A 21,908-nucleotide genomic window follows, 5' to 3' on the forward strand; every position below is an offset into this window, starting at 1 on the left:
GCTTCCCGGTTCAGCCACACACCTGCAAGCGGAACTACAAGCCCGCGGCATCAATATCGATCAGCAGCAGGCGCTCGCCGTTATCGAAGAACTGCCCGGCGGTCAGGCAATACTGGTTGCTGGTGGCATCGCGGTAGGTGCTGGACAGGGTCAGGCGCCGCTCTTCCCAGCCTTCGGCGAGCAAATGATAGAAGTACGGACGCCATGACCAGTTGTGGCCCAGATAACGGTTATCGGCGACCCAGCCGTTGTTGCGCCATTCGAGGTTGGGCGTGAGTTGGGTGCCGTGACGGTCGCATTGGTAGAACCGCAGCAACCACGGGAAGGCTTCGAGTTGCGGCAGCGCACTCAGCGGCGCGTGGGCCTGAGCCCAGCTCTGGAGGATCGCCATCAGTTCGCCGAGTTGCTGGCGCATCTGCATCAGGCGCCCGCGTTCGGCCAGTTTCTGCCGCACGTAACGCTGGCGCAGTTCGGCGAAGCGCTGCACGAAGGCGTCGGTCGGATAAAACGCCTCCTGCGCCCGGGCGAACAGGAAACCCTGAACGTAGCGCGAACCGCATTCCAGGGCGAAATTGAGCTGGGCCTCGGTTTCCACGCCTTCGGCGATGATCCAGCAGCCGGTTTTTTCGGCCATTTGCGCCAGAGCCTTGACCACGTCACTGCTCGGCCCGCCCAGTGCGGCAGCCTGAAACAGGCGCATGTCGAGTTTGAGAATGTCCGGCTGCAACGCCAGCACCCGATCGAGCTGCGAGTAACCGGCGCCGAAGTCATCGATAGCGATCCGCGCTCCGGCCTCGCGATAGCGCGCGACCACTTCGGCCAGGCGCTGACCATTGCCGCCCAGTTCAGTGATCTCGAACACGATGCGTTGCGGATCGACGCCGTGGCGCAGCATCTGCTTGAGGCTGGGCAGCGGTTGATCGGCGCGCAGGCGACTGATCCAGCGCGGCGACATGTTCAGGCTGAGAAACCACTCGGCGGGGGCTTCATGCAGTCGGCTCAGGGCGTTGTCGCGGATCTGCCGGTCGAGCCTGCGCAGAGCGATGGCGGGTGTGCGTGGGTCGGCAAACAACGGCCCGACCGAGGCCAGTTGGCCGTCAGGCTGGCGCAGGCGACCCAATGCTTCGACGCCTGCAATACGTCCGGTGGCGGTATCGATGAAAGGTTGAAAGCAGGCGAGCGGTTGCCCGTCGATCACGGGGCCTCCTTAGTCGTTCTTGTTCTGGATGAACCCCGCCGACCGGGTAGGCGCGCGGGATTGAACCTCCGGGTAAAGAGGTTCATCCCGCGGATATTGCAAGAATGTAGCCAGATGCATCGGCTTAGCGTTTGCCCGAACTCTGCATGACCAGTTTGATCAATGGCCCGAGGCTGGTGCCCAGCCGTATCAGCCGGGTCAGCCCGCCAACACCGCCGCTTTTTGCGCCTTTGCCGGTGATGAAGCCCAGCAGGGTGACGGCGGCCACGCCCCAAAGCGGCGCGTGCTTGATGCCGAAGCCGCCTTGCAGGTTTTGCGTCATGCCGCGCATGCGCTGCAAGGGCTGCAGCACTTGCCCGGCTTCGTGGCGGATTTCCTGACGATGCATTTCCATGCGCAGGCGGATCAGCGCCTTGCGCATTTCCCGGCGCGAGCTGTTGTGTGGCAGTTCAGGCAGGCTCATGGCAGCAGGCGCTCCCGATCATTGGCCAATTCTTCCAGCGTGCCGTGGAAGGGCGAGGATTCATCGAAGACTGCTGCCTTGAGACGCAGCCCACAGAAAGCGGCCGCCAGGGTGTAGAACACGCACAGGCCGATGATCGCTGCCAGACGATAGGTATCCCAGAACACGATCAGCACCAGCGTCGACAGACCCACCAGCAACAGCAGGGCAAACACCAGCGCCAGCCCTGCGAACAGCAACAGGCTGACGGTGCGTGATTTCTGCTCCTGCAATTCAATGCCGAACAGTTCGACATGGCTGTGCAGCAAGCCGAGAACAGCGGCGCCCAGACGCCGCGTGGAAGAGGAGGTGCCCGACCCCAGGCCGGATTCGCCGATCGACATGATCAGCGCCGAGTGGCCAGCAGGCCAATCAGGAAGCCCACCCCGGCGGCGATGCCCACCGATTGCCAAGGGTTGGCCGACACATAATCTTCGGTGGCGGTGACCGCTGCCTGGCCGCGATCACGCAGGGTGTCTTCGGTCAGCTTCAGGGTTTCCCGGGCGCGCAACAGGCTGTCGTGAATCTGATCACGCAGCTCATCAGCCTGATCGCCCGCCAGGGACGCGGTGTGTTCGAGCAGCCGCTCGGTGTCGGCGACCAGAGTCTGGAAGTCGTTCATCAGGATTTCTTGAGCAGTCTTTGCCTTGATGCTGGCCATGGGTGGATCTCCGTAAGTGACGTCTGAAGCGTTCGAGTATGAGCCTTGCGCGAAGGTTCAGTACAAATGACTGGTACAGCTTTTGCTATGTCGTGGTGCGTCCTGCTGCCGCCGTGCGCTGTTGGCGGGCGTACATGCAGCAAAACCTTAACTCAAATAATCCTGGTTCGTGTCAGGACATCGACCTTGTGCGCCAAACCGGTTCATCGCAGCTTTATTGCGCAGACCGACCGGTCGCAACTTGGTGCATGAATTGTCCGCGCGAACCGCTTTGGTGCCTTTTTAGCCTTCAGGTCTGCCTCTTTATGGAAAATCTGCAAAGCGCTGTGGACACGCTGGTTCACAGCTCCAACACGTTGTTCATTCTGATCGGTGCGGTGATGGTGCTGGCGATGCACGCCGGTTTCGCCTTCCTTGAAGTCGGCACGGTGCGCCAGAAAAACCAGGTCAACGCACTGTCGAAGATCCTCAGCGACTTTGCCGTTTCGACCCTGGCCTATTTCTTTATAGGCTATTGGATCTCTTACGGTGTGACCTTCATGCAACCGGCGGCGGTGCTGAGTGCCGATCACGGATATGGGCTGGTGAAGTTTTTCTTCCTGCTGACGTTTGCAGCGGCAATTCCGGCGATCATCTCCGGCGGGATTGCCGAGCGTGCGCGCTTCGTTCCGCAGTTGTGTGCAACGGCGCTGATCGTGGCGTTCATCTACCCGTTTTTCGAGGGCATGGTCTGGAACGGCAACTTCGGTCTGCAGGCCTGGCTGACGGCACGTTTTGGCGCGGCGTTCCATGATTTCGCCGGTTCCGTGGTGGTGCACGCCATGGGCGGCTGGCTGGCACTGGCGGCGGTTTTGCTGCTCGGCCCGCGCAATGGCCGTTATCGCGAAGGGCGTCTGGTGGCGTTCGCACCGTCGAGCATTCCTTTTCTGGCGCTGGGTTCGTGGATTCTGATTGTCGGCTGGTTCGGCTTCAACGTGATGAGCGCGCAGACCTTGCAGGGCGTCAGCGGTCTGGTGGCGGTCAACTCGCTGATGGCCATGGTTGGCGGCACGGTGGCGGCGTTGATCGTCGGGCGCAATGACCCGGGCTTCCTGCACAACGGTCCGTTGGCCGGGCTGGTGGCGATCTGCGCCGGTTCCGACCTGATGCACCCGGTGGGTGCGCTGGTGACCGGCGCGATTGCCGGTGCACTGTTTGTCTGGTGCTTTACCGCCGCGCAAGTCAAATGGCGTATCGACGATGTACTCGGCGTCTGGCCGTTGCACGGTTTGTGCGGGGTGTGGGGCGGGATCGCCTGCGGCATCTTCGGCCAGACTGCGCTGGGTGGCCTCGGTGGCGTCAGCCTGATCAGTCAGTTGATCGGCACTGCGCTCGGTGTGGTGGTCGCATTGCTCGGCGGATTTGCCGTTTACGGCGTGATCAAGGCCTTGCACGGCCTGCGCCTGAGTCAGGAACAAGAGTATTACGGCGCCGATCTGTCGTTGCACAAGATCGGCGCGGTCAGTCAGGACTAAGTTTCCTTGTCGTCGGTGCCGGGGTAAAAGCCATGCAACAGGCGATAGCGATTGATGCGCACCTGGTCGACTTTCTCCTGTACCTGATGAGCTGGCAGACCGAGCATGATCAAGGCGTGGGAGGCGAGCATCAGGCTCGACTCCAATAGCTCCGGCACCACTTCGGTGGCGCCGGCAGCTTTGAGTTCAGCCCATTGGCTGTCGTCGCGGGTGCGCACCAGAATCGGTATCCGCGCATTGAGCCGGCGCGCTTCCTTGAGAATCCGCAGGCTGACATCGCTCTGATCCACGGCGATCACCAGCAGTTTCGCGCGCAACAAGCCGATGGCCGTCAGCAAGTCACCGCGCGATGAGTCGCCATAATGCACATCACTTTCCTCGGACGCGGCTTCCTGCACGCGCACCGGATCGTTGTCCAACGCGATGTAAGGTTGATTGGCATTGCGCATGAAACGGCCGATGGACTGGCCAACCCGCCCGTAGCCGCAAATCACCACATGCTGGTCGAGGTCGGCGTTGAGCGCACTGATCTCCTCGATTTGCGCCTCCTGATTCGGCTTGCGATGCAGGCGCAGGGCAATTTTCGGTGCCCCGCGCAACAATAGCGGGGTCAGCAACATCGAGCAGAACGTCGCCGCCAGCAACAGGCCGCCCAGCTCGTCAGGCAGCATGCGGTTTTGCTGCATCTGCGCCATCAATGCGAAGCAGAATTCCCCGCCCTGCGCCAACGCCAGGCCGCTGCGCCAGGCGGTTTCGTGATCGCTGCCGCGCCACTTCACCAAAAGCGCGACGACCGTGCCTTTGATCAGCATCAGACCGAGGGTCAGGCCGAGAATCAGCAGGCTGTGACTGACGAACAGTTGCAGGTCGATCAGCATGCCGATGCTGACGAAAAACACCCCGAGCAGAATGTCGCGAAACGGCCGGATGTCGGCCTCGATCTGATGGCGATAGTGGCTCTCGCCGAGCAGCATGCCGGCCAGAAATGCGCCAAGGGCAGGGGACAGGCCCAGCAGGTGCGTCAGCCAGGCGGTCAGCAGCACAATCACCAGCGCCAGCAGCACGAACAGCTCCGCCGAGCGCGAGGCCGCCACTTCGTGGAACAGCCGTGGCAGCAACCAGCGGCTGGCCAGCAGCAGACCGAAAAACAGCACCACGGTCTTAACCAGCGTCAATGGCAAGGCCCAGTACCAGGCTTGCGTGCTGCTGCCGGCGAACACCGGCACCAAGGTCAGCAATAACACTGCCACCACGTCCTGAAACAGCAGGACCCCGACCGCGTTTTGCCCGTGACTGCTGAACACCTCGCCCAGGCTGCTCAACTCCTTGGTGACAATCGCCGTTGACGACAACGACAGCCCGGCGCCAAGCAGCAGGGCCGGGGTCACCGGCATGCCCAGCAGGATCAGCACCAATCCCAGTAACGCCGTGCTGAGCAACACCTGCTGACTGCCCAGGCGAAACACCACCTGGCGCAGCGCGATCATTTTCGACATGGAAAACTCCAGGCCCAGCGAAAACAGCAGAAACACTACGCCCAACTCGGCCACGTCCGGCAGGTGCTCGCTCTCGTTGACCCAGTTGAACGCGGTCGGCCCCACCATCAGACCCACGCACAGATAGCCCAGCACCGGCGGCAAGCGCAGGCGGCGAAACAGGGCAATCATCACCAGGGATGAGGCGAGGATGATCAGCAGGTTGGCAAACACAAGGCACTCCGATGTCAGGCTCAGGCTTCTCAAGCGTAGAGGCAAAAAGCCCGGGAGCATGGCCTGATTGGCTTTTCTCTGGACTGATTTGCGTCAGGGTTTTGCGTACTGGTTGCCGTGCTCGGGCCTTTGGGCGGCAGCGGCTCGACGGGTTTTCGAGGCAGGCCTAGAATGAACGCTCATTTTTCCGGTTGAGCGATCATGCCTCCTGAATGTCAGTTGTTCGGCACCTTGGGATGCCATTTGTGTGAGGTGGCAGAGGCCGAGTTGATGCCTTTTGTCGAGCATGGTCTGCTGGTCGAACTGGTGGATATTGCTGACGATGAATCCTGGTTCGAGGCTTACAGCCTGCGAATTCCGGTACTGCGCCGAATTGACACCGGCGCGGAGCTGAGCTGGCCTTTCAGTGCCGATCAGGTGGTGGCCTTCCTGCGCTGAGCCTGTTTCTTCGTTGACGCGACATGGCTTTCCGCCGGTCGCGACCGCGCATCCTTCCCTTGGCGCTTTGCGGATTATTCGGTTACTGTATGTGCATACAGTAATTGGGGGGGCCTGCTGCTTTTGATGACTTGAGCAGGTGAATCCGGCAGTCAGAGGGACGAACCGTGGTCAATGTCGAACAGTTGAAGAACAGCGTGAACCGGATGTCGGTTGACGTGGTGCGCGAGGCCGTCCTCGAGTTGCGCCTGGACGGGCTGGTCACGGAGGGCAAGACGCCTTTCAACAAATTGCATTTCAACACCTGTTTTGCCGAGATCGAGGCGCTGTTCCAGCGTGCCGGTTATCACAAGCAACTGGATGTGGTCGGTTATCAGGGCCTGCTCTATGCCTTGTATGACCCGGGGCGCTGGGAGGCCGTCGATGTGCTGCGCTGGCTCAAGGAATTCACCGAAGCCGCCGCGCTCAAGTCGATCCCGGCCTGAAGCGGGCGGTGGAATCGGCGCTAGGTTCGTATCGCTCAGTGTTGGATAATGCCGACCTGCATTGAGGGTTCGAATTTCCGTATGTCCACACCAACGTTTTCCGCTGCGCAGAATCAGGCCAGCACCCTTTACCTTCCTCCGGGGAGTTGGCCTACCGTCCTTGATTGCCTGTGTGAGCATTTCAGTGCGATCAGTCGCGAGCAATGGCTGGACCGGATCGCCCGGGGCCGGGTACTGGATGGTCAGGGGCAGCCGATTGCGCTGGATCTGCCGTACAAGGAAGGCCTGCGCATTCACTACTTCCGTGAAGTGCCGGATGAAAAACCGATCCCGGTGGTCGAGTCGATCCTGTATGCGGACGAACATCTGGTGGTGGCGGACAAGCCGCACTTCCTGCCGGTGACGCCGGCCGGCGAGTACGTCGAACAGACGTTGCTGCGCCGTCTGATCCGTCGCCTCGATAATCCGCATCTGGTGCCACTGCACCGCATTGACCGGCACACGGCAGGCTTGGTGATCTTTTCGGCTAACTCACAAACCCGCTCCGCTTATCAGTCGCTGTTCCCTACGCGGCAGATCGATAAACGCTATGAGGCGATTGCCCGTGCGCTTCCGGCGCTCGAATTTCCCCTGGTACACAAAAGCCGTCTGATCGATGGCGAACCATTCTTCCGCATGCAGGAAGGGCCAGGCGACGCCAATACGGAAACAGCGGTGGAAGTCCGGGAAAAGAACGGTGATCTGTGGCGCTACGGCCTGTATCCGGTGACTGGCAAGAAGCATCAGCTACGTGTACACATGACCGCGCTGGGGGCGAGTATCTGCAACGATCCGTTCTACCCGGATGTATTGAAAGACGTTGAGGATGATTACGCCAATCCGCTCAAGCTGTTGGCACAGGGGCTGCGGTTTGTCGACCCGGTCACCGGCGAAGAACGCGAGTTCGAAAGTCAGATCACCCTGCAGTGGTGACGCCATTCACTTTCCCCCACCCATGAAAAAGCCCGCATTAATGCGGGCTTTTCTTTATCCGGTGTCGACGTAAAGCTTACAGCTCTTTAACGGTACGAACCTGATCCTTGTTGATGCGGGTCTCTTTGCCGTCGAGTTGTTTGAACTCGTAGAAGCCCGAATCTTCATCGTATTTCGGGGTGTCGACGGCCTGGATTTCGCGACCGTCATTCAAGGTGAGCACTGTTGGCGAGGAGCAACCAGCGAGGGTAGCCAGGCCCAGTGCGAGCATGAAAGTGGCGAGGGTCCGTTGAGTCATGGGTGTGTCTCCGAATGGGAATACTTTTGGTTACTGAGCTTGAGACGTATACAAGGCGTGAGAGTTCCTTGAATGCTGTCAGTCTGACACAGTGTTATGCGTATTTAACAGTTCGGGGGTGTTCAGGTTGGCCAGGCGCGGGTCATTGTCCGGGCATTGCAGGGCAGTCGCGCCGAGATTGCGCATGACCCGGCCGGGGCTGCGTTCACCGGCGTTCCACGCGGTTTCGAAGGCGGGCAACAGGGCGACGGGAATTACACACAGCAGGGGTTCCCAGTGGTCGTCGTGACGCAACATTAAAGGTTTTTCAGGAAACCGGTCGGCGGTTTCACGCATGTCCTGCAACAGCGCGGCGTCGATTCGCGGCACATCGCAGGGCAAGACCAGCAGGTGTGGCTGGCGGGCTGCCTTGAGTCCGGCGAGGATGCCGGCCAGGGGACCGGGAAAATCGCCTTGCTCATCGGTGACCAATTGATCGGCGTAGGCTGCATAACGCTCGTGATTGCGATTGCAGGAGATGATCAGATCGTCAGTCAGCGGTCGGACCTTGCGCTGCAAATGCGCAATCAGCGGCTCACCCTGCCATTCGACCAGCCCTTTGTCCTGGCCGCCCATGCGCTGGCCGCGTCCGCCTGCCAGGAGCAGAATGGAGCAGGGGGGCAATGGCGTATTCGAGGTCATGGCAGCTCTCCAGCGGGGCGGCGAAAAATTCAGGCGCTGTGATATAACACCGGGCTGTTTCTCCTACAACTGGACGAGCCTAATGAAAGCCAAGGCCGATGTACCTTTTGCGCCGCTGAACATTGCGGTGCTGACTGTCAGCGATACCCGAACCCCGGAAACCGACACCTCAGGCCAGGTCTTCGTCGACCGCCTGACTGCTGCCGGTCACCGCTTGGCCGAACGGGTCCTGCTCAAAGATGACCTGTACAAGATCCGCGCGCAAGTTGCCCACTGGATTGCCGAGGACGTCGTGCAGGTCGTGTTGATTACCGGCGGCACTGGTTTCACCGGGCGTGACAGCACGCCTGAAGCCGTGGCTTGTCTGCTCGACAAACAGGTTGACGGCTTCGGTGAACTGTTCCGCCAGATCTCGGTGGCCGATATCGGTACTTCGACCGTGCAGTCGCGGGCACTGGCCGGTCTGGCCAATGGCACACTGGTGTGCTGCCTGCCAGGTTCGACCAATGCGGTGCGCACCGGTTGGGACGGCATTCTCGCCGAACAGCTGGATTCGCGGCACCGTCCGTGCAACTTCGTCCCTCACCTGAAACAGGCGGCGCCCTGTGAATCCCGTGGGTAAGCCGGGCAAGACCGGCAGTCTGATGCCTGTCGAGCAAGCGTTGGCCCGCCTGCTGGAGATGGCTGAAGCCGCGCCGATTGTCGAACGCGAGTTTCTGCCCTTGGCCGAAGTCGAGGGGCGGGTACTCGCCGAGGACCTGGTTTCGACCCTGGACCTGCCACCCTGGCCAAATAGCGCCATGGATGGTTATGCCTTGAATCTGGCCGACTGGACCGGCGCACCGCTGCCGGTCAGCCAGAAAGTCTTTGCCGGGCAGGCGCCTGAGCCGTTGAAGCCCGGTACCTGCGCGCGGATCTTCACCGGTGCGCCAGTGCCTGCCGGGGCCGATTGCGTGGAAATGCAGGAGAATGCCGAGGTTCAGGACGACGGCAGCGTGCGTTTCATCGAAACCATGAGCGTCGGCCAGAACATTCGTCCGAAGGGGCAAGAAACCACCGTGGGTGAGTTGATTCTGGCGGCAGGTACCCGGCTGGGACCGATCGAACAAGGTCTGGCGGCGTCGCTGGGGTGTGCCGGGTTGAATGTGGTACGCAAGGTCCGAGTGGCGGTGCTGTCCACCGGCGATGAGCTGGTCGAGCCGGGCCGGCCGCTGGGGCCGGGGCAGATCTACAACAGTAATCGGGTGGTGTTGTGCAGCTGGCTGCAGCGCCTGGGTTGTGAAGTGATTGATGCCGGTATTCTTCCGGACGATCTGGCGACCACGCGGGCGCGCCTTGGCGACTTGCAGGGTGTCGACCTGATTCTCTCGACCGGAGGCGTGTCGGTCGGTGAAGCGGATTTTCTTGGCATCGCATTGCGGGAAGAGGGCGAGCTGGCGCTGTGGAAACTGGCCATTAAACCGGGCAAGCCGCTGACAGTTGGCCATTTTCGCAAGGTGCCGGTCATCGGTCTGCCGGGCAACCCCGCTTCGACGCTGGTGACCTTTGCTCTGCTCACGCGGCCCTACTTGTTGCGGCGTCAGGGCGTACAGGATGTCGAACCCCTGAAGTTTACGATTCCGGCAGGTTTTGTCTGGCCTGTGGCCGGCAATCGGCGCGAATACCTGCGCGGTCGTCTCGAGCAGGGGCGGGCGATCATCTACCGCAATCAAAGCTCCGGTGTGCTGCGCAGCGCGGCCTGGGCGGATGGTCTGGTAGAGGTGCTGGAAGGCCGCACGCTGGTAGAAGGCGATGAGGTCGGGTTCATTCCCCTGAGCGACCTGCTCGGCTGATCCGCTTCCGGTAATTGCAGGCTCGACCGATACCGCGTCGATGCCTGCATTTCTCTGTCAATGGCTCATCAGTGTGACCAACTGATCGAACCGGCTGTTGGCAACCCACCCCAGCAGTCCCAGGACCACCGCCGTCGCACCCGCCGAATAGGCGAGACGGTGCTTGATGGTCTTTACATCCCCGCGAACTTCGTCCATATCCCGACGAATGTATTTGAGGTGGGTTTCCAGTTCGGTCACGCGCGGTTCCATATCAACTTCTCCAGCGGTTCTGGCGTTCTTTCTGAAATCGGATTTGTGATTGGCGCGACTTTCGTCCAGAGGGGCAACCGGACTATTTGCAATTCTGGCTTCATGGCTTGGCATGGAAATGTCCATCGGCTGTTTCAAGTGTAAGCGCATCGGCCTTCCCGTCATCCAGACTGCCAACATCTCCGAGGGTGTATCCAATCATTACCTGCACATCCTTGTGTTGTTGAATCGAAAATTGATACCACCTGCACAAGGTGAATCAAGGATCGTGTCCGGTCAATTGAGCCGATTCCTCACATGTTGTAAGAAAAAATACCGTCGCGTAGGACGCAACGGGTCAGTCGCTTGAATTAAATGGTGTTCCCATGGCTTTTTTGCCTGCACCAGTGGTCAAGATGTTTCATACCGATTCAATCTTGGGGAGTGACCGTAATGAGTGAACGCAGGGCGCTGTTGATTCTGCATGGCAAGCAGGCACTCAATGAGGCGGTTCGCGCCGCCGTCGAAGGCAAACGCAAGCAGGGCTGGGAATTGGCCGTACGGCTGACCTGGGAGGCCGGTGACGCTCAGCGTCTGGTGGAAGAAGCACTGGCGAGTGGCTTTCGGAAGATCATCGCCGGAGGCGGAGATGGCACGTTGCGCGATATCGCTGAAGCGCTTGCCGCGCATCCGGACGAGGCCAGTCTGGTGCTGTTGCCGCTAGGAACGGCTAACGATTTTTCCCGCGCGGCGGGGATCCCGCTGGAGCCGGCCGAAGCACTGGAAATGCTGGACGTGCCACCGCGCAAGATTGACCTGGGCGAAGTCGGTGGGCAGATTTTCCTGAACATGGCGACGGGTGGTTTCGGCAGCCAGGTCACGGCCAATACCTCTGAAGATCTGAAAAAAGTGCTCGGCGGGGCCGCCTATCTGTTCACCGGTTTGTCGCGCTTCAGTGAGCTGCACGCGGCTTACGGTGAACTGCAAGGGCCGGACTTTCACTGGAGCGGCGAGCTGCTCGCATTGGGCATCGGCAACGGTCGTCAGGCAGGCGGCGGACACGTCTTGTGCCCGCAGGCACTGGCGGACGATGGTCTATTGGACATCAGTATTCTGCCGGCACCACAGGAGTTGGTGGGCACGCTGAAGAACCTGCTCAGCGACGGCTTCGGCCTCGACAATATGTTTGTCCGGGCCCGTTTGCCCTGGGTCGAAATCAAGGTCGCCGAGGGGCTGAGCATCAACCTTGACGGCGAGCCGCTGGAGGGCGACAGCCTGCGTTTCGAGGCGCGCCCCGCCGCCTTGCAGGTGCATTTGCCGGAGCATTCGCCGCTGTTGGGCGGCGCGGGTTCGATCAGTCGTCCAGACTGATGATCTGTTCGCGCACCGCGAACAGTACCAGACCCGCCACGTCGTAGATCTGCAGGCGTTTCATGATCTGCGAGCGGTGGGTTTCGACGGTCTTGATGCTCAGGCCCAGGCCGTTGGCGATCTCCCGAGTGGATTTGCCGCGTACGATCAACCGCAGGATTTCCAGCTGGCGTGCCGTCAGATTGTGCGAGTCGGCGACTTCCGGCTGGTTTTTCTGCGTGCGGATCAGCGCCTGGTTGATCACGGTGTGGGCGATGGCCGGGCTCAGGTAGCGCTCGTTATTACGCAAGGCTTCGAGGGCGTGTTCAAGCTCGGTGGCCGTGGTGTCCTTGAGCAGGTAACCGTGCGCGCCGGATTCCAGCGCCTGCATGATCAGCGCCGGATCGGTGTGCATCGAGAGAATCAGCACCTTGCTTTGCGGGCGCACCCGCTTGAGCCGTTGCAAGGCTTCCAGGCCACCGGTTTCCTTCATCGAGATATCCAGCAACACGATGTCGGGCGCCAGTTGCTCGACCATTTCGAGCAACTGCGAGCCGTCGCTGGCTTCGCCAACGACCGCGTAACCGGGAATATCGAGCACCAGAGCGCGCACGCCGGCCCTGATCAGCGAGTGGTCATCCACCAGAAGTAAGTTACAAGTCAACGCATAACCTTATTCGTACTGGCCCGCTCGAGTGCACGGGGCGCCCAGGGGAATAGTGCTTCGATTTGAGTGCCTTTGCCCGGCTCGCTGATGACGTTCAGCGTGCCGCCCAACTGTTCGATCCTTTCGGCCATCCCGGCCATTCCGCGCTGTCCTTCGCGACCCGGATCCGCGGCAGGCGCAAAGCCTTGTCCGTCGTCGCTGATCAACAGCGTCAGGCCTTTTGGCAAGCGTTGCACGCGGATCAGCAGATTGCTGGCCTGCGCATGACGCAGAATGTTGGTGACCGCTTCCTGGGCAATGCGAAAGGCAGCGACCGCCATTTCTTCCGGAATGCCATTGAGCCGTTGCTGGCAATCGAGGCTCCAGTGCACCGAGGTGTTCGCCAGGGTCTTGAGCAGGTGCGCACGCAGACTGGCCTCCAGCCCGAGGCTGGTCAGTTGGCGCGGATTGAGAATGGCGGAAACGTCGCGCACCTTGTTGAGGGTTTCGTCAAGGGTGTCGCAGAGTGTCGAGCATTGCGTTTGCAAGTCGGCTGGCAGGCGTTTTTTCAGCCATTCACTTTGCAGCTTGGCCGCTGTCAGTAACTGGCCGATATCGTCGTGCAGTTCACGGCTGAGACGGTGGCGTTCGTTTTCCTGGACTTCCAGCAAACGATCGGCGAGTTCCTGAGGCTGAAACTTGATCGATTTGCGCGACAGTCGATATTGCACCCAGACACAAGCAGTGGCGGCAATATTCAACAGCAGCAGACCCAGTGAGAGCGGAGCAGACAATCCGTAGGTCAGCAGGCTGCCAGCGGCGGCGATGACACTCAATATGAGAGTGAACCGGCGTGCATTTTCCCGGGACGGTGGCCATTTGATGATTGACTTGAGGCTGGCGTACATAACGGATGGAGCCAATGGATGTTCGCTACGGGCAGACCGGCCGGTGGCTGGCGGATCTCTGTCTGAAAATGCTGTCAATTATGTTATTGATTTTAACGAAGTACAGTGAACGATATTCGACCATCAAGTTCGTTGGATGACAGTCGCTGAATCACTGTGCCATTAGTTGAAAGCAACTAACGGTCGGCATAATACCACTTAAGATACCGTTGGTCGCGTTTGCGATATATGTCCAATGAGTCAGGAAATACGTCATGTTGGACGTGAGTTCCATTATGGAAAATGTCGTTTTATTGTGCTTGGTAGAGATCCGTGCGGTTCGAAGTTGATCGTTACACAGACACAGGCAAACCCTGAGGCCGCGGCAGAATATCCGCTGGTGTCAGGTGTGATTATTTAATTCGAATTGTCGCTGGCAGGTATGAACTATTCAATTGCGACATTCAGCGATTCCCATCTTCAGCCTGGATTTACGCTTTGAATGCGGCGGATCACGCCTGACGCTCGGAATAAGACAACAGCGAAAGCGGCTGAGGCCGGAGCGGTGGCTTGAACTGGCTCTGACCGACCTGAAACGCGAACGCTTCGATCAGTGAGGTTTGTTCGCTGCCATCCAGGCTCAATTGGCCGGTATTGTGATCGACCAGTTCAATCTGCCAGGCCATCAGGGTGAAACAGTCCTGCAGCGCATTCAGCGCCTGTGCGTGCAGATCGATATGATCCGGCGCGTGGTCGAGCAGGCTGTGAATATGCAGGGAAAACTCGGAGATCGCCTCCAGTGCCAACGCTTCAGCCCGGCTCGCCAGTTTGAGCAGGGTGTTGCGCATGCAGTCGATGGCGTCTTTGTCGTTGCTGATCAATTGCAGGTGGCTCAGGCACTCTTCGGACTTGGCCAGGAGTGTTTCAGCTTCGACGAGGAATTCGGGAAAGCGTTGCGCCCAGTCTTTACGGTCGATTGGCATGCTTATCTCCACAGCGTCATGTCTGATGAGGGAATGCCGTGTGTGTCGACGTTCGTGGATCGTCGGGAGATCGCGCCCCACCGTGCAATTGCACTGGCTGAGGTTTTCCAGAGGGTGGGGTTCCACTGACCTGCGATCGCACACAATAGCCTGACTCCGTTCATGCAATGAGAATGGCGTCACATTAATGGCTATTGGATATTGCGAACATCAGGTTGGGCCTGATTGTTCCTAGGGGATTCCCTTACGCGCGGGAACCTGTGGCGCAAACTGTGGTCGCGCCAGAAGAGAATGCAGCAGATGAAAACACCGGGTCAGTAAACCATGATGTTAATGTGACATCAATGCCCATGTGTGGCATTTTGATGGTGAATTTTGTGGGGATCAAGAATCGCCATAAACAGCCGATAACCCCACTTAGTAGTGAATTCATCAGAACAAGCCCAGGAGTCATTGATGGCCGGCATTCTCGACACGGTAGACCAACGCACGCAACTGGTGGGTGAGAATCGCCTGGAAATTCTCATGTTTCGACTGGCCGGACGCCAATTGTTCGCGATCAACGTGTTCAAGGTTCAGGAAGTGCTGCAACTGCCAAAGCTGACCTTGATGCCACAGCGTCACCCGTTTGTCTGCGGCGTGGTCAACCTGCGTGGGCAGACGCTGCCGGTGATCGACTTGTCTCAGGCGATCGGCATGCGTCCGCTGGTGCCGGGTCCGAACAGCACCATCATCGTCACCGAGTACAACCGTTCGGTGCAGGCTTTCCTCGTCGGTGGCGTGGATCGCATCGTCAACATGAACTGGGAAGCCATTCTGCCGCCGCCGACCAGTGCTGGCCGCCAGCACTACCTGACTGCAATCAGCAAGGTTGACGATCAATTGGTGGAAATCATCGACGTCGAGAAAGTCCTCGCCGAAATCGTCCCATACAACGCCAAAGTCTCGCGTGACAAGCTTGACGATCCGGTGCTGGAGCGTGCCCGTGGCCGCGAAGTGCTGCTGGTGGACGACTCCAACGTGGCGCTTTCGCAACTGCGCGACACCCTCGGCCAGCTCGGGGTGAAAATGCACATCGCCAGCGATGGTCTGAAGGCGCTGAACATGCTCAAGGCCTGGGCCGATACCGGCGTGAACATGACCGACAAACTGCTGATGGTGTTCACCGACGCGGAGATGCCGGAAATGGACGGCTATCGCCTGACCACCGAGATCCGCAACGATCCACGTCTGCGCGGCCTGTACGTGGTGTTGCACACTTCACTGTCCGGCAGCTTCAACGACTCGATGGTGAAGAAGGTCGGTTGCGACAACTTCCTCTCCAAATTCCAGCCGGACAAACTGGTCGATGTGGTGCGTCAGCGTCTGATGCTCGATGAAGTGCCGGCCTGATCCTGACGCTTCAGCCTCCTGTGGGAGCGAGCCTGCTCGCGAAGGCGGATTCCATGTCAACACATGTGTTGAATGAATTTCCGCTTTCGCGAGCAGGCTCGCTCCCACAAGGTTTGCACTGCACAAACTCTTTTGATTCGCCGATAAAGCTCGTATAGGGTGGCTTTTTTGCCCACCAGGGAGCTTGCCATGCTGCGTCTGAGCGCGCTTTATCGTTACCCGTTGAAATCCGGCAAACCCGAGATTCTGCAATCGATTGGCCTGGACAAACTGGGCCTTGCAGGGGACCGACGCTGGATGCTCGTGGACGAGGCCAGCGGGCGCTTTCTGACCCAGCGGGCCGAAGCGAAAATGAGTCAGCTGTCGGCATTGTGGAACGCGCAGGGCGGTCTGACCCTCAGCGCGCCCGGGCTTGCCGCGCTGGACGTGCCACTGCCCGAGGCCGATTCCGACCTGCGCGGTGTGACCATCTGGCGTGACACCCTGCGCGTGCCGGATGCCGGTGATGCAGCGGCTCGCTGGGTCAGCGAGTTCATCGGCAAGCCGACCCGTCTGGTGCAGGTGCCACTTGATCGCGCGCGCATGACGCAGGCCGGTTATGGCCGTGAGGACGATCAGGTCGCGTTCGCTGACGGTTTCCCGCTGTTGCTGATTGGCGAAGCGTCACTTGAGGATCTGGTGCAAAAGGTCGGACGACCGCTGGAGATGCTGCGCTTTCGGCCGAATCTGGTGATCGAAGGCAGCGCGGCGTTCGCCGAGGACGGCTGGAAGCGCATTCGTATCGGTGACGTCGAGTTCCGCGTGGTGAAGCCTTGCTCGCGCTGCATTCTGACCACCATCGATCCGCAAACCGGCGAACGCAGTGCTGATCGCGAACCGCTGGCAACCCTGCAGAAATACCGTGCGCAGGCCGATGGCGCGATGTTCGGGCAGAACCTGGTCAACGACAGCAATGGTCAACTGGAAGTCGGAATGCCGGTGGAAATCCTCGAGTAACCGCTGCCGGAAATGAAAATGCCCGTGTCCATGGACACGGGCATTTTTTTGCACCGGGAAAAACCGTGGGCTTAGCCGCGGTATTCGCACAGATAAGCGGTATCAACGGCGACTTTCAGCTGGAACTTGCTGTTGGCCGGAACGTTGAACTGGCTGCCGGCGGCGAAGGTTTCCCAGTCGCTGCTGTCCGGCAGTTTGACGGTCAGCGCACCGGAGACCACGTGCATGATCTCGCGCTGAGCGGTGCCGAATTCGTATTCGCCCGGGGCCATGACGCCGATGGTCGCCGGACCTTCAGCGGTGCCAAAAGCGATCGACTTGACGGTGCCGTCGAAGTACTCGTTGACTTTGAACATGGGCGATTCCTCTCGAAAAGGGCAAAAAAGGGTTAAAAAAGGCTGGCCAGTATGCACAAGGCTCCCGGCGCCGTCACCTGCCCGGGGCGTGTCCGGCGAGTTCTCGCCCTGACTTCAGAGTGGCAAGACCAACGGCAGCAACCGCGCGGTATTGCGCGCATCTTCCAGGGCTCGGTGCTGTTGACCGCTGAACTGCATGCCGGCCAGTTGCAGCGCACCGTTCAAGCCCAGCGGTCGTTCCAGGCGCCGGGCCTTGGCGAAGCGCTGCTTGAGGTTCATGTGTGGCACCCGGCTCAGCAGGCTGTCGAGTTGCAGGCGCTGCCATTCCTGGAGCAACTGCTTGCGGTCGTAATCGCCCCAACTGGCCCAGCCTTCGAGGCGTGTCTGGTGTTGCCCGAGCCAGCGTTCGAAGGCCGGCCAGACCTCGTTCAACGGCTGCGCGGCGTCGATGTTGGCCTGGGTGATGTGCGTGAGCTCACGGCAGAACGGCGTCAGCAACGGCCGCCGGGTCGGTTTGACGAACCGCTGAAAGTGATCCTGCTCGCGACCGGCACGGTCGACCAGCGTCGCGCCGATTTCGATGATTTCCATTTCCGTAACCGGCCAGCCACCTTCATCTGTGGTGGCTTCCAGATCAATGACCAGCCAATGGGGCATCGCAGGTTTCCTGATTTACGCGTCCTGATAGATCAGAGCGTAGTCAAACCTTGCGTTTGCGCCTGGCGACTCACTCGACCTGCAACAGAACCTGACGATTTTTTACCTGATCGCCGACCTTGACCTGCACCCGCTTGAGCACGCCGTCGATGCCGGCCTTGAGCGGGTGCTCCATTTTCATTGCCTCCAGCACCACCAGCAACTGACCCTTGCTGACCGGGCTGCCTTCGCTGACCAGCACGTCGACGATGGCACCGTCCATCGGCGCTTTCAGTGTGCCGGAGCTGACGCTGCTCTGACTGCTGATCAGCGCATGAGTTCGATCCTCCAGGCGCAGGTTGCCGGGGTGGGTGAACAGCCAGAGTTCTTCGCCATCGATCCGGTAGGCGTGAAGTTGCCGCAGCCCGTCGACTTCCAGCGTCACCGCGCGTTCGTCGCAATTGATGACGGTCAGTACCAGTGCGCGCTGCATCACGTTCACGGTGAAGCGGTCATCGCCGTGCGCAAGCAGTTGCACGGTCCAGTCCTGCTGTTCAAGCCCGAGGCGGTAATTGAGCGGCGCGCCGACATTGTTGCGCCAGCCCTTGAGCGGCGCACGATGCGCCTGCGCGACAGCCTGATAAAACAGCACGGCGGCGATGGCCAGCTCCTCGGCGGTGGGGGCGTAAGTGTGCAGGCATGGGTGGTCAGTGAAATGCTGAGCAATGAACGCGGTACTGAACTCGCCGCTGATGAACTGCGGATGCTGCAGCAGGCTGACCAGCAAACGCTGGTTGTTCTGAACGCCGAGCAGCACGCTGTCCTGCACCGCGCGCAGCAGCTTGCGCCGTGCCTCTTCGCGGGTGGCGCCGTGGGCGATCAGTTTGCCGAGCATCGGATCATAAAACGGGCTGATCGACTGACCTTCGAGCAAGCCATGATCGATCCGCGCTCCCGGGCCCAACGCCGGTTCCCAGGCCTGTACACGACCGGTCTGCGGCAGGAAATTCTGCGTCGGATCTTCGGCATACAGACGCACTTCCATGGCGTGACCGTTCAGCGCGACCTGATCCTGAGTCAACGGCAGCGGCTGCCCCTCGGCGACGGCCAGTTGCCAGGCGACCAGATCCTGCCCGGTGATCAACTCGGTCACCGGATGCTCGACCTGCAGACGGGTGTTCATTTCCAGAAAGTAGAACTGCCCACGGGCATCGAGCAGAAACTCGACGGTGCCGGCACCGACGTAATTCACCGCTCGGCCAGCTTTCAATGCCGCTTCGCCCATGGCCTGGCGCAACTCGCGTGTCATCACCGGGCAGGGTGCTTCCTCGACGACTTTCTGATGGCGGCGCTGCACCGAGCAATCGCGCTCGCCGAGGTAGATCAGGTTGCCGTGATGATCGCCGAACAGTTGCACCTCGACGTGCCGTGGTTCGATCAGCGCCTGTTCGAGGATCAGTTCATCACTGCCGAAACCGTTCAGCGCCTCGGAGCGGGCGGTGCGCAATTGCGCCGGCAATTCCTCGCTGCTGTGCACCAGACGCATGCCGCGTCCACCGCCGCCATCGCTGGCCTTGATCATCAGTGGATAGCCGATGCGCTCGGCTTCGCGCAGCAACGTGGCGTCATCCTGCGCGGCGCCTTGATAGCCGGCGATACAGGGAACACCAGCGTCGAGCATGGCGATTTTCGACAGGCGCTTGCTGCCCATCAGCTCGATGGCCTCGGCGCTGGGGCCGATGAAGGTCAGGCCGGCCTCTGCGCAGGCACGGGCGAATTCGGCATTTTCCGAGAGGAAGCCATAGCCGGGATGGATCGCGTCGGCACCGCTGCGGCGGGCGGCGTCGAGGATCGCCGGGATGTTCAGGTAGGACTGCTGCACCGGTGCGGCGCCGATGTTCACCGCTTGATCGGCCATCTGCACGTGCAGGGCATCGGCGTCGGCATCGCTGAATACGGCGACGGTGCGATAGCCGAGGGCCTGGGCGGTGCGCTGGATGCGGCAGGCGATTTCACCGCGGTTGGCGATCAGGATTTTGTGGATGACGGGCATGGCTGTTCCCTCGGAATTTGCGGTGTCGGTGCTGGCCTCTTCGCGAGCAAGCCCGCTCCCACATTTGGAATGCGTTCCGTCTGTGGGAGCGAGCCTGCTCGCGAAGCTTTTAAGGGGCCCATCGCGGTTTGCGCTTTTGCACGAAAGCCATGGTGCCCTCGATCCCTTCGGCCCCGGTCACCGCTTCGCTGAACCACCGCGCCGCTTCATCCAGCAGCTCATCCGAGGGCTGCCCGGCACTGGCGAGCAGCAATTTTTTGGTCGCCGCATTCGCTTCGGGCGCGCAGCACAAAACATGGTCGAGCACTTCGTCGAGGCGTTCTGCCAGTGCCTGCGGATCCTGCTCGACAAAATGCACCAGTCCCAGCCGCCGCGCCTGATGGCCGTCGAAACGCGCAGCGGTCAGTGCCAGTCGGCGGGTCTCGGTCAGGCCGATGCGCTGCACCACGAATGGCGCGATCTGCGCCGGCAGCAGACCGAGGCTGGTTTCCGGCAGACCGAACTGCGCTTGATGGTCGGCCATAGCGATATCGCTGACACATGCCAGCCCGAAACCACCACCGAGCACTGCGCCCTGTAAAACGGTGATCAGCACTTGTGGTGCGTCCTGAGCTTCTTGCAGCAGAGCTCCAAAGGCGCGGTTCAACACGCGGTAAGCGTCGGCCCCTTGGGCACGGGCATTGGCCATGTCCTTGATGTCGCCCCCCGCACAGAAATGCCCACCGGCACCGCTGAGGACCAGAGCGCGAACCCCGCGGTCATCGCGCACCGCCGCCAATACCGCGCGCAGTTCGGCGACCATTTGCAGGCTCATCGCATTGCGGCTGTCCGGGCGATTGAGGGTGATGTGCAGCACGCCGCCGTGCAGTTCCAGCAGCAGAGTCTGGCAGTCGGGCAGGGGGCTCATTTCTTTTTCCCCGGCAGGATGCCCATCAGTTTGCAGATGATCCCCAGCATGATTTCATCGGCGCCACCGCCGATCGATACCAGCCGCACGTCGCGATAGGCGCGGGCCACCGGGTTGTCCCACATGAAGCCCATGCCGCCCCAATATTGCAGGCAGCTGTCGCTGACTTCACGGCCGAGACGGCCGGCCTTGAGCTTGGCCATCGATGCCAGACGTGTGACGTCCTGACCTTTCACATATTGCTCGGTGGCCTGATAGACCAGCGCCCGCAAGCATTCGATTTCGGTCTGCAATTCGGCGAGGCGGAAATGGATCACCTGATTGTCGATCAGCGCGTTGCCGAAGGTCTTGCGCTCCTTGCAGTACTCGATGGTGCTGTCGACGCAATATTCCAGACCCTTGATCATGTTCGCCGCGCCGAACAGGCGTTCTTCCTGGAACTGCAGCATCTGCATCATGAACCCGGCGCCTTCGTGGCCGATGCGGTTGCGCTGCGGTACACGCACGTTATCGAAAAACACCTGGGCGGTTTCCGAGCTGCGCATGCCGAGCTTGTCCAGGTGCGAGCTGAGGCTGATGCCCGGGGTGTTCATCGGCACCATGATCAGCGACTTGTTGATGTGCGGCTTGTCGTCCGAGGTGTTGGCCAGCAGGCAGATGAAATCGGCGCTCGGCGAGTTGGTGATCCACATCTTGCTGCCGTTGATCACGTAGTCGTCGCCGTCCTTGCGCGCGCTGGTCTTGAGTCCGGCGACGTCGGAGCCGGCACCGACTTCCGAGACGCCGATGCAACCGACCTGCTCACCGGTGATCGCGGGGCGGAGGAATTCGTCGCGCAATTCATCGGAGCCAAAGCGGGCCAGCGCCGGGGTGCACATGTCGGTCTGCACGCCGATCGACATCGGAATACCGCCGCAATGAATGGTGCCGAACTCTTCGGCGGCGACAATCGAATAGCTGTAGTCGAGGCCCATGCCGCCGAATTTTTGCGGCTTGGAAATCCCCAGCAGGCCGAGGTCGCCGGCCTTGCGGAAAATCTCGTGGATTGGAAAGCGTCCGGCCTTTTCCCATTCATCGACGTGCGGGTTGATCTCGTGCTCGACGAATTGGCGGACGGTGCGGCGCAGGGCTTCGTGTTCCAGGGTGAAGATCATTTTTATTGTTCTCCTTGGGATCGGTGG

Annotated in this window: 25 protein-coding genes; 9 read left to right on the forward strand and 16 right to left on the reverse strand. The window is 60.4% G+C overall.

Annotated features, from left to right (window positions below; translation table 11 throughout):
- Positions 1–34: 34 nt before the first annotated feature.
- The 4 genes from HDC30_RS24190 to HDC30_RS24205 form a co-directional block, all read right to left on the reverse strand.
- Positions 35–1,198, reverse strand: coding sequence for an EAL domain-containing protein (locus tag HDC30_RS24190; RefSeq protein ID WP_096794968.1), 1,164 nt, complete (start codon positions 1,196–1,198; stop codon positions 35–37).
- Between the two features lie 124 nt (positions 1,199–1,322).
- Positions 1,323–1,661 carry a hypothetical protein gene (locus HDC30_RS24195; RefSeq protein ID WP_027613426.1) on the reverse strand — a complete coding sequence of 113 codons (339 nt, stop codon included), beginning with the start codon at positions 1,659–1,661 and terminating at the stop codon, positions 1,323–1,325.
- Positions 1,658–2,044: a phage holin family protein gene (locus tag HDC30_RS24200; RefSeq protein ID WP_027613425.1), complete on the reverse strand. Its 387-nt coding sequence runs from the start codon at positions 2,042–2,044 to the stop codon at positions 1,658–1,660. Before HDC30_RS24200 ends, HDC30_RS24195 begins: the two co-directional genes overlap by 4 nt.
- A 2-nt stretch (positions 2,045–2,046) precedes the next feature.
- Positions 2,047–2,361: a YqjD family protein gene (locus HDC30_RS24205; RefSeq protein WP_003226733.1), complete on the reverse strand. Its 315-nt coding sequence runs from the start codon at positions 2,359–2,361 to the stop codon at positions 2,047–2,049.
- 305 nt (positions 2,362–2,666) lie between these two features.
- On the opposite strand from HDC30_RS24205, the gene HDC30_RS24210 reads away from it, so the two are divergent.
- Positions 2,667–3,875, forward strand: a complete 1,209-nt coding sequence (locus HDC30_RS24210) for an ammonium transporter (protein WP_027613424.1) — start codon at positions 2,667–2,669, stop codon at positions 3,873–3,875.
- Here HDC30_RS24210 and HDC30_RS24215 read toward each other — a convergent pair.
- Positions 3,872–5,584, reverse strand: coding sequence for a monovalent cation:proton antiporter-2 (CPA2) family protein (locus HDC30_RS24215; protein WP_183785436.1), 1,713 nt, complete (start codon positions 5,582–5,584; stop codon positions 3,872–3,874). The two genes, HDC30_RS24210 and HDC30_RS24215, sit on opposite strands and share 4 nt — an antisense overlap.
- A 201-nt stretch (positions 5,585–5,785) precedes the next feature.
- Here HDC30_RS24215 and HDC30_RS24220 point away from each other — a divergent pair, with 201 nt between their 5' ends.
- From HDC30_RS24220 to HDC30_RS24230, 3 genes are all read left to right on the forward strand, one after another.
- A complete protein-coding gene (locus HDC30_RS24220) occupies positions 5,786–6,022 on the forward strand; it encodes a glutaredoxin family protein (RefSeq protein WP_027613422.1) in 237 nt (78 codons plus the stop codon).
- Between the two features lie 167 nt (positions 6,023–6,189).
- Entirely contained in the window at positions 6,190–6,507 is a 318-nt protein-coding gene (locus HDC30_RS24225) for a transcriptional regulator (protein WP_003226726.1), read from the forward strand.
- Between the two features lie 81 nt (positions 6,508–6,588).
- Positions 6,589–7,479 (forward strand): pseudouridine synthase, encoded by an 891-nt coding sequence (locus tag HDC30_RS24230; RefSeq protein ID WP_183785437.1) that lies wholly within the window; start codon positions 6,589–6,591, stop codon positions 7,477–7,479.
- A 76-nt stretch (positions 7,480–7,555) separates the two neighbouring features.
- Here the strand turns inward: HDC30_RS24230 and HDC30_RS24235 are convergent, their stop codons facing one another.
- Positions 7,556–7,777: a YgdI/YgdR family lipoprotein gene (locus HDC30_RS24235; protein ID WP_027613420.1), complete on the reverse strand. Its 222-nt coding sequence runs from the start codon at positions 7,775–7,777 to the stop codon at positions 7,556–7,558.
- Between the two features lie 78 nt (positions 7,778–7,855).
- Complete coding sequence (gene mobA / locus HDC30_RS24240; protein WP_183785438.1) at positions 7,856–8,458, reverse strand: molybdenum cofactor guanylyltransferase MobA; 603 nt, start codon at positions 8,456–8,458, stop codon at positions 7,856–7,858.
- Positions 8,459–8,540: 82 nt separating this feature from the next.
- Here mobA and moaB point away from each other — a divergent pair, with 82 nt between their 5' ends.
- Together moaB and glp are read left to right on the forward strand one after the other, a co-directional pair.
- Positions 8,541–9,080: a molybdenum cofactor biosynthesis protein B gene (moaB, locus tag HDC30_RS24245; RefSeq protein ID WP_183785440.1), complete on the forward strand. Its 540-nt coding sequence runs from the start codon at positions 8,541–8,543 to the stop codon at positions 9,078–9,080.
- Complete coding sequence (gene glp / locus HDC30_RS24250; protein ID WP_183785442.1) at positions 9,064–10,290, forward strand: gephyrin-like molybdotransferase Glp; 1,227 nt, start codon at positions 9,064–9,066, stop codon at positions 10,288–10,290. Before moaB ends, glp begins: the two co-directional genes overlap by 17 nt.
- A gap of 57 nt (positions 10,291–10,347) precedes the next feature.
- Here the strand turns inward: glp and HDC30_RS24255 are convergent, their stop codons facing one another.
- Positions 10,348–10,656: a hypothetical protein gene (locus HDC30_RS24255; RefSeq protein ID WP_177325650.1), complete on the reverse strand. Its 309-nt coding sequence runs from the start codon at positions 10,654–10,656 to the stop codon at positions 10,348–10,350.
- Positions 10,657–10,974: 318 nt separating this feature from the next.
- Here HDC30_RS24255 and yegS point away from each other — a divergent pair, with 318 nt between their 5' ends.
- Positions 10,975–11,892, forward strand: a complete 918-nt coding sequence (yegS, locus tag HDC30_RS24260; protein WP_097088281.1) for a lipid kinase YegS — start codon at positions 10,975–10,977, stop codon at positions 11,890–11,892.
- Here yegS and HDC30_RS24265 read toward each other — a convergent pair.
- From HDC30_RS24265 to HDC30_RS24275, 3 genes are all read right to left on the reverse strand, one after another.
- Complete coding sequence (locus HDC30_RS24265; RefSeq protein WP_183785444.1) at positions 11,876–12,535, reverse strand: response regulator transcription factor; 660 nt, start codon at positions 12,533–12,535, stop codon at positions 11,876–11,878. The genes yegS and HDC30_RS24265 overlap by 17 nt on opposite strands.
- Complete coding sequence (locus HDC30_RS24270) at positions 12,532–13,425, reverse strand: sensor histidine kinase (protein ID WP_183785496.1); 894 nt, start codon at positions 13,423–13,425, stop codon at positions 12,532–12,534. Before HDC30_RS24270 ends, HDC30_RS24265 begins: the two co-directional genes overlap by 4 nt.
- Before the next feature lie 491 nt (positions 13,426–13,916).
- Positions 13,917–14,387: a hypothetical protein gene (locus HDC30_RS24275; protein ID WP_027613414.1), complete on the reverse strand. Its 471-nt coding sequence runs from the start codon at positions 14,385–14,387 to the stop codon at positions 13,917–13,919.
- Between the two features lie 456 nt (positions 14,388–14,843).
- Between HDC30_RS24275 and HDC30_RS24280 the strand changes: the two genes are divergently transcribed.
- Both HDC30_RS24280 and HDC30_RS24285 read left to right on the forward strand, forming a co-directional pair.
- Positions 14,844–15,779 (forward strand): chemotaxis protein CheV, encoded by a 936-nt coding sequence (locus tag HDC30_RS24280; protein WP_003226705.1) that lies wholly within the window; start codon positions 14,844–14,846, stop codon positions 15,777–15,779.
- 189 nt (positions 15,780–15,968) lie between these two features.
- Positions 15,969–16,775, forward strand: coding sequence for an MOSC domain-containing protein (locus HDC30_RS24285; protein WP_097088280.1), 807 nt, complete (start codon positions 15,969–15,971; stop codon positions 16,773–16,775).
- A 71-nt stretch (positions 16,776–16,846) separates the two neighbouring features.
- On the opposite strand, the gene HDC30_RS24290 is transcribed toward HDC30_RS24285, so the two are convergent.
- The 5 genes from HDC30_RS24290 to atuD form a co-directional block, all read right to left on the reverse strand.
- Positions 16,847–17,131, reverse strand: coding sequence for a pyrimidine/purine nucleoside phosphorylase (locus tag HDC30_RS24290; RefSeq protein WP_003226701.1), 285 nt, complete (start codon positions 17,129–17,131; stop codon positions 16,847–16,849).
- Between the two features lie 114 nt (positions 17,132–17,245).
- A complete protein-coding gene (locus HDC30_RS24295) occupies positions 17,246–17,788 on the reverse strand; it encodes an exonuclease domain-containing protein (protein WP_027613412.1) in 543 nt (180 codons plus the stop codon).
- A gap of 70 nt (positions 17,789–17,858) precedes the next feature.
- On the reverse strand, positions 17,859–19,820 hold the full coding sequence (locus HDC30_RS24300; protein ID WP_183785446.1) for an acetyl/propionyl/methylcrotonyl-CoA carboxylase subunit alpha: 1,962 nt from the start codon (positions 19,818–19,820) through the stop codon (positions 17,859–17,861).
- A gap of 109 nt (positions 19,821–19,929) precedes the next feature.
- Positions 19,930–20,727 (reverse strand): enoyl-CoA hydratase/isomerase family protein, encoded by a 798-nt coding sequence (locus HDC30_RS24305; RefSeq protein ID WP_183785448.1) that lies wholly within the window; start codon positions 20,725–20,727, stop codon positions 19,930–19,932.
- A complete protein-coding gene (gene atuD / locus HDC30_RS24310) occupies positions 20,724–21,881 on the reverse strand; it encodes a citronellyl-CoA dehydrogenase (protein ID WP_183785450.1) in 1,158 nt (385 codons plus the stop codon). Before atuD ends, HDC30_RS24305 begins: the two co-directional genes overlap by 4 nt.
- Between the last annotated feature and the right edge of the window lie 27 nt (positions 21,882–21,908).

Origin of the sequence: Pseudomonas sp. JAI115 (assembly GCF_014200835.1) — a bacterium.
Lineage (GTDB): Bacteria > Pseudomonadota > Gammaproteobacteria > Pseudomonadales > Pseudomonadaceae > Aquipseudomonas > Aquipseudomonas putida_A.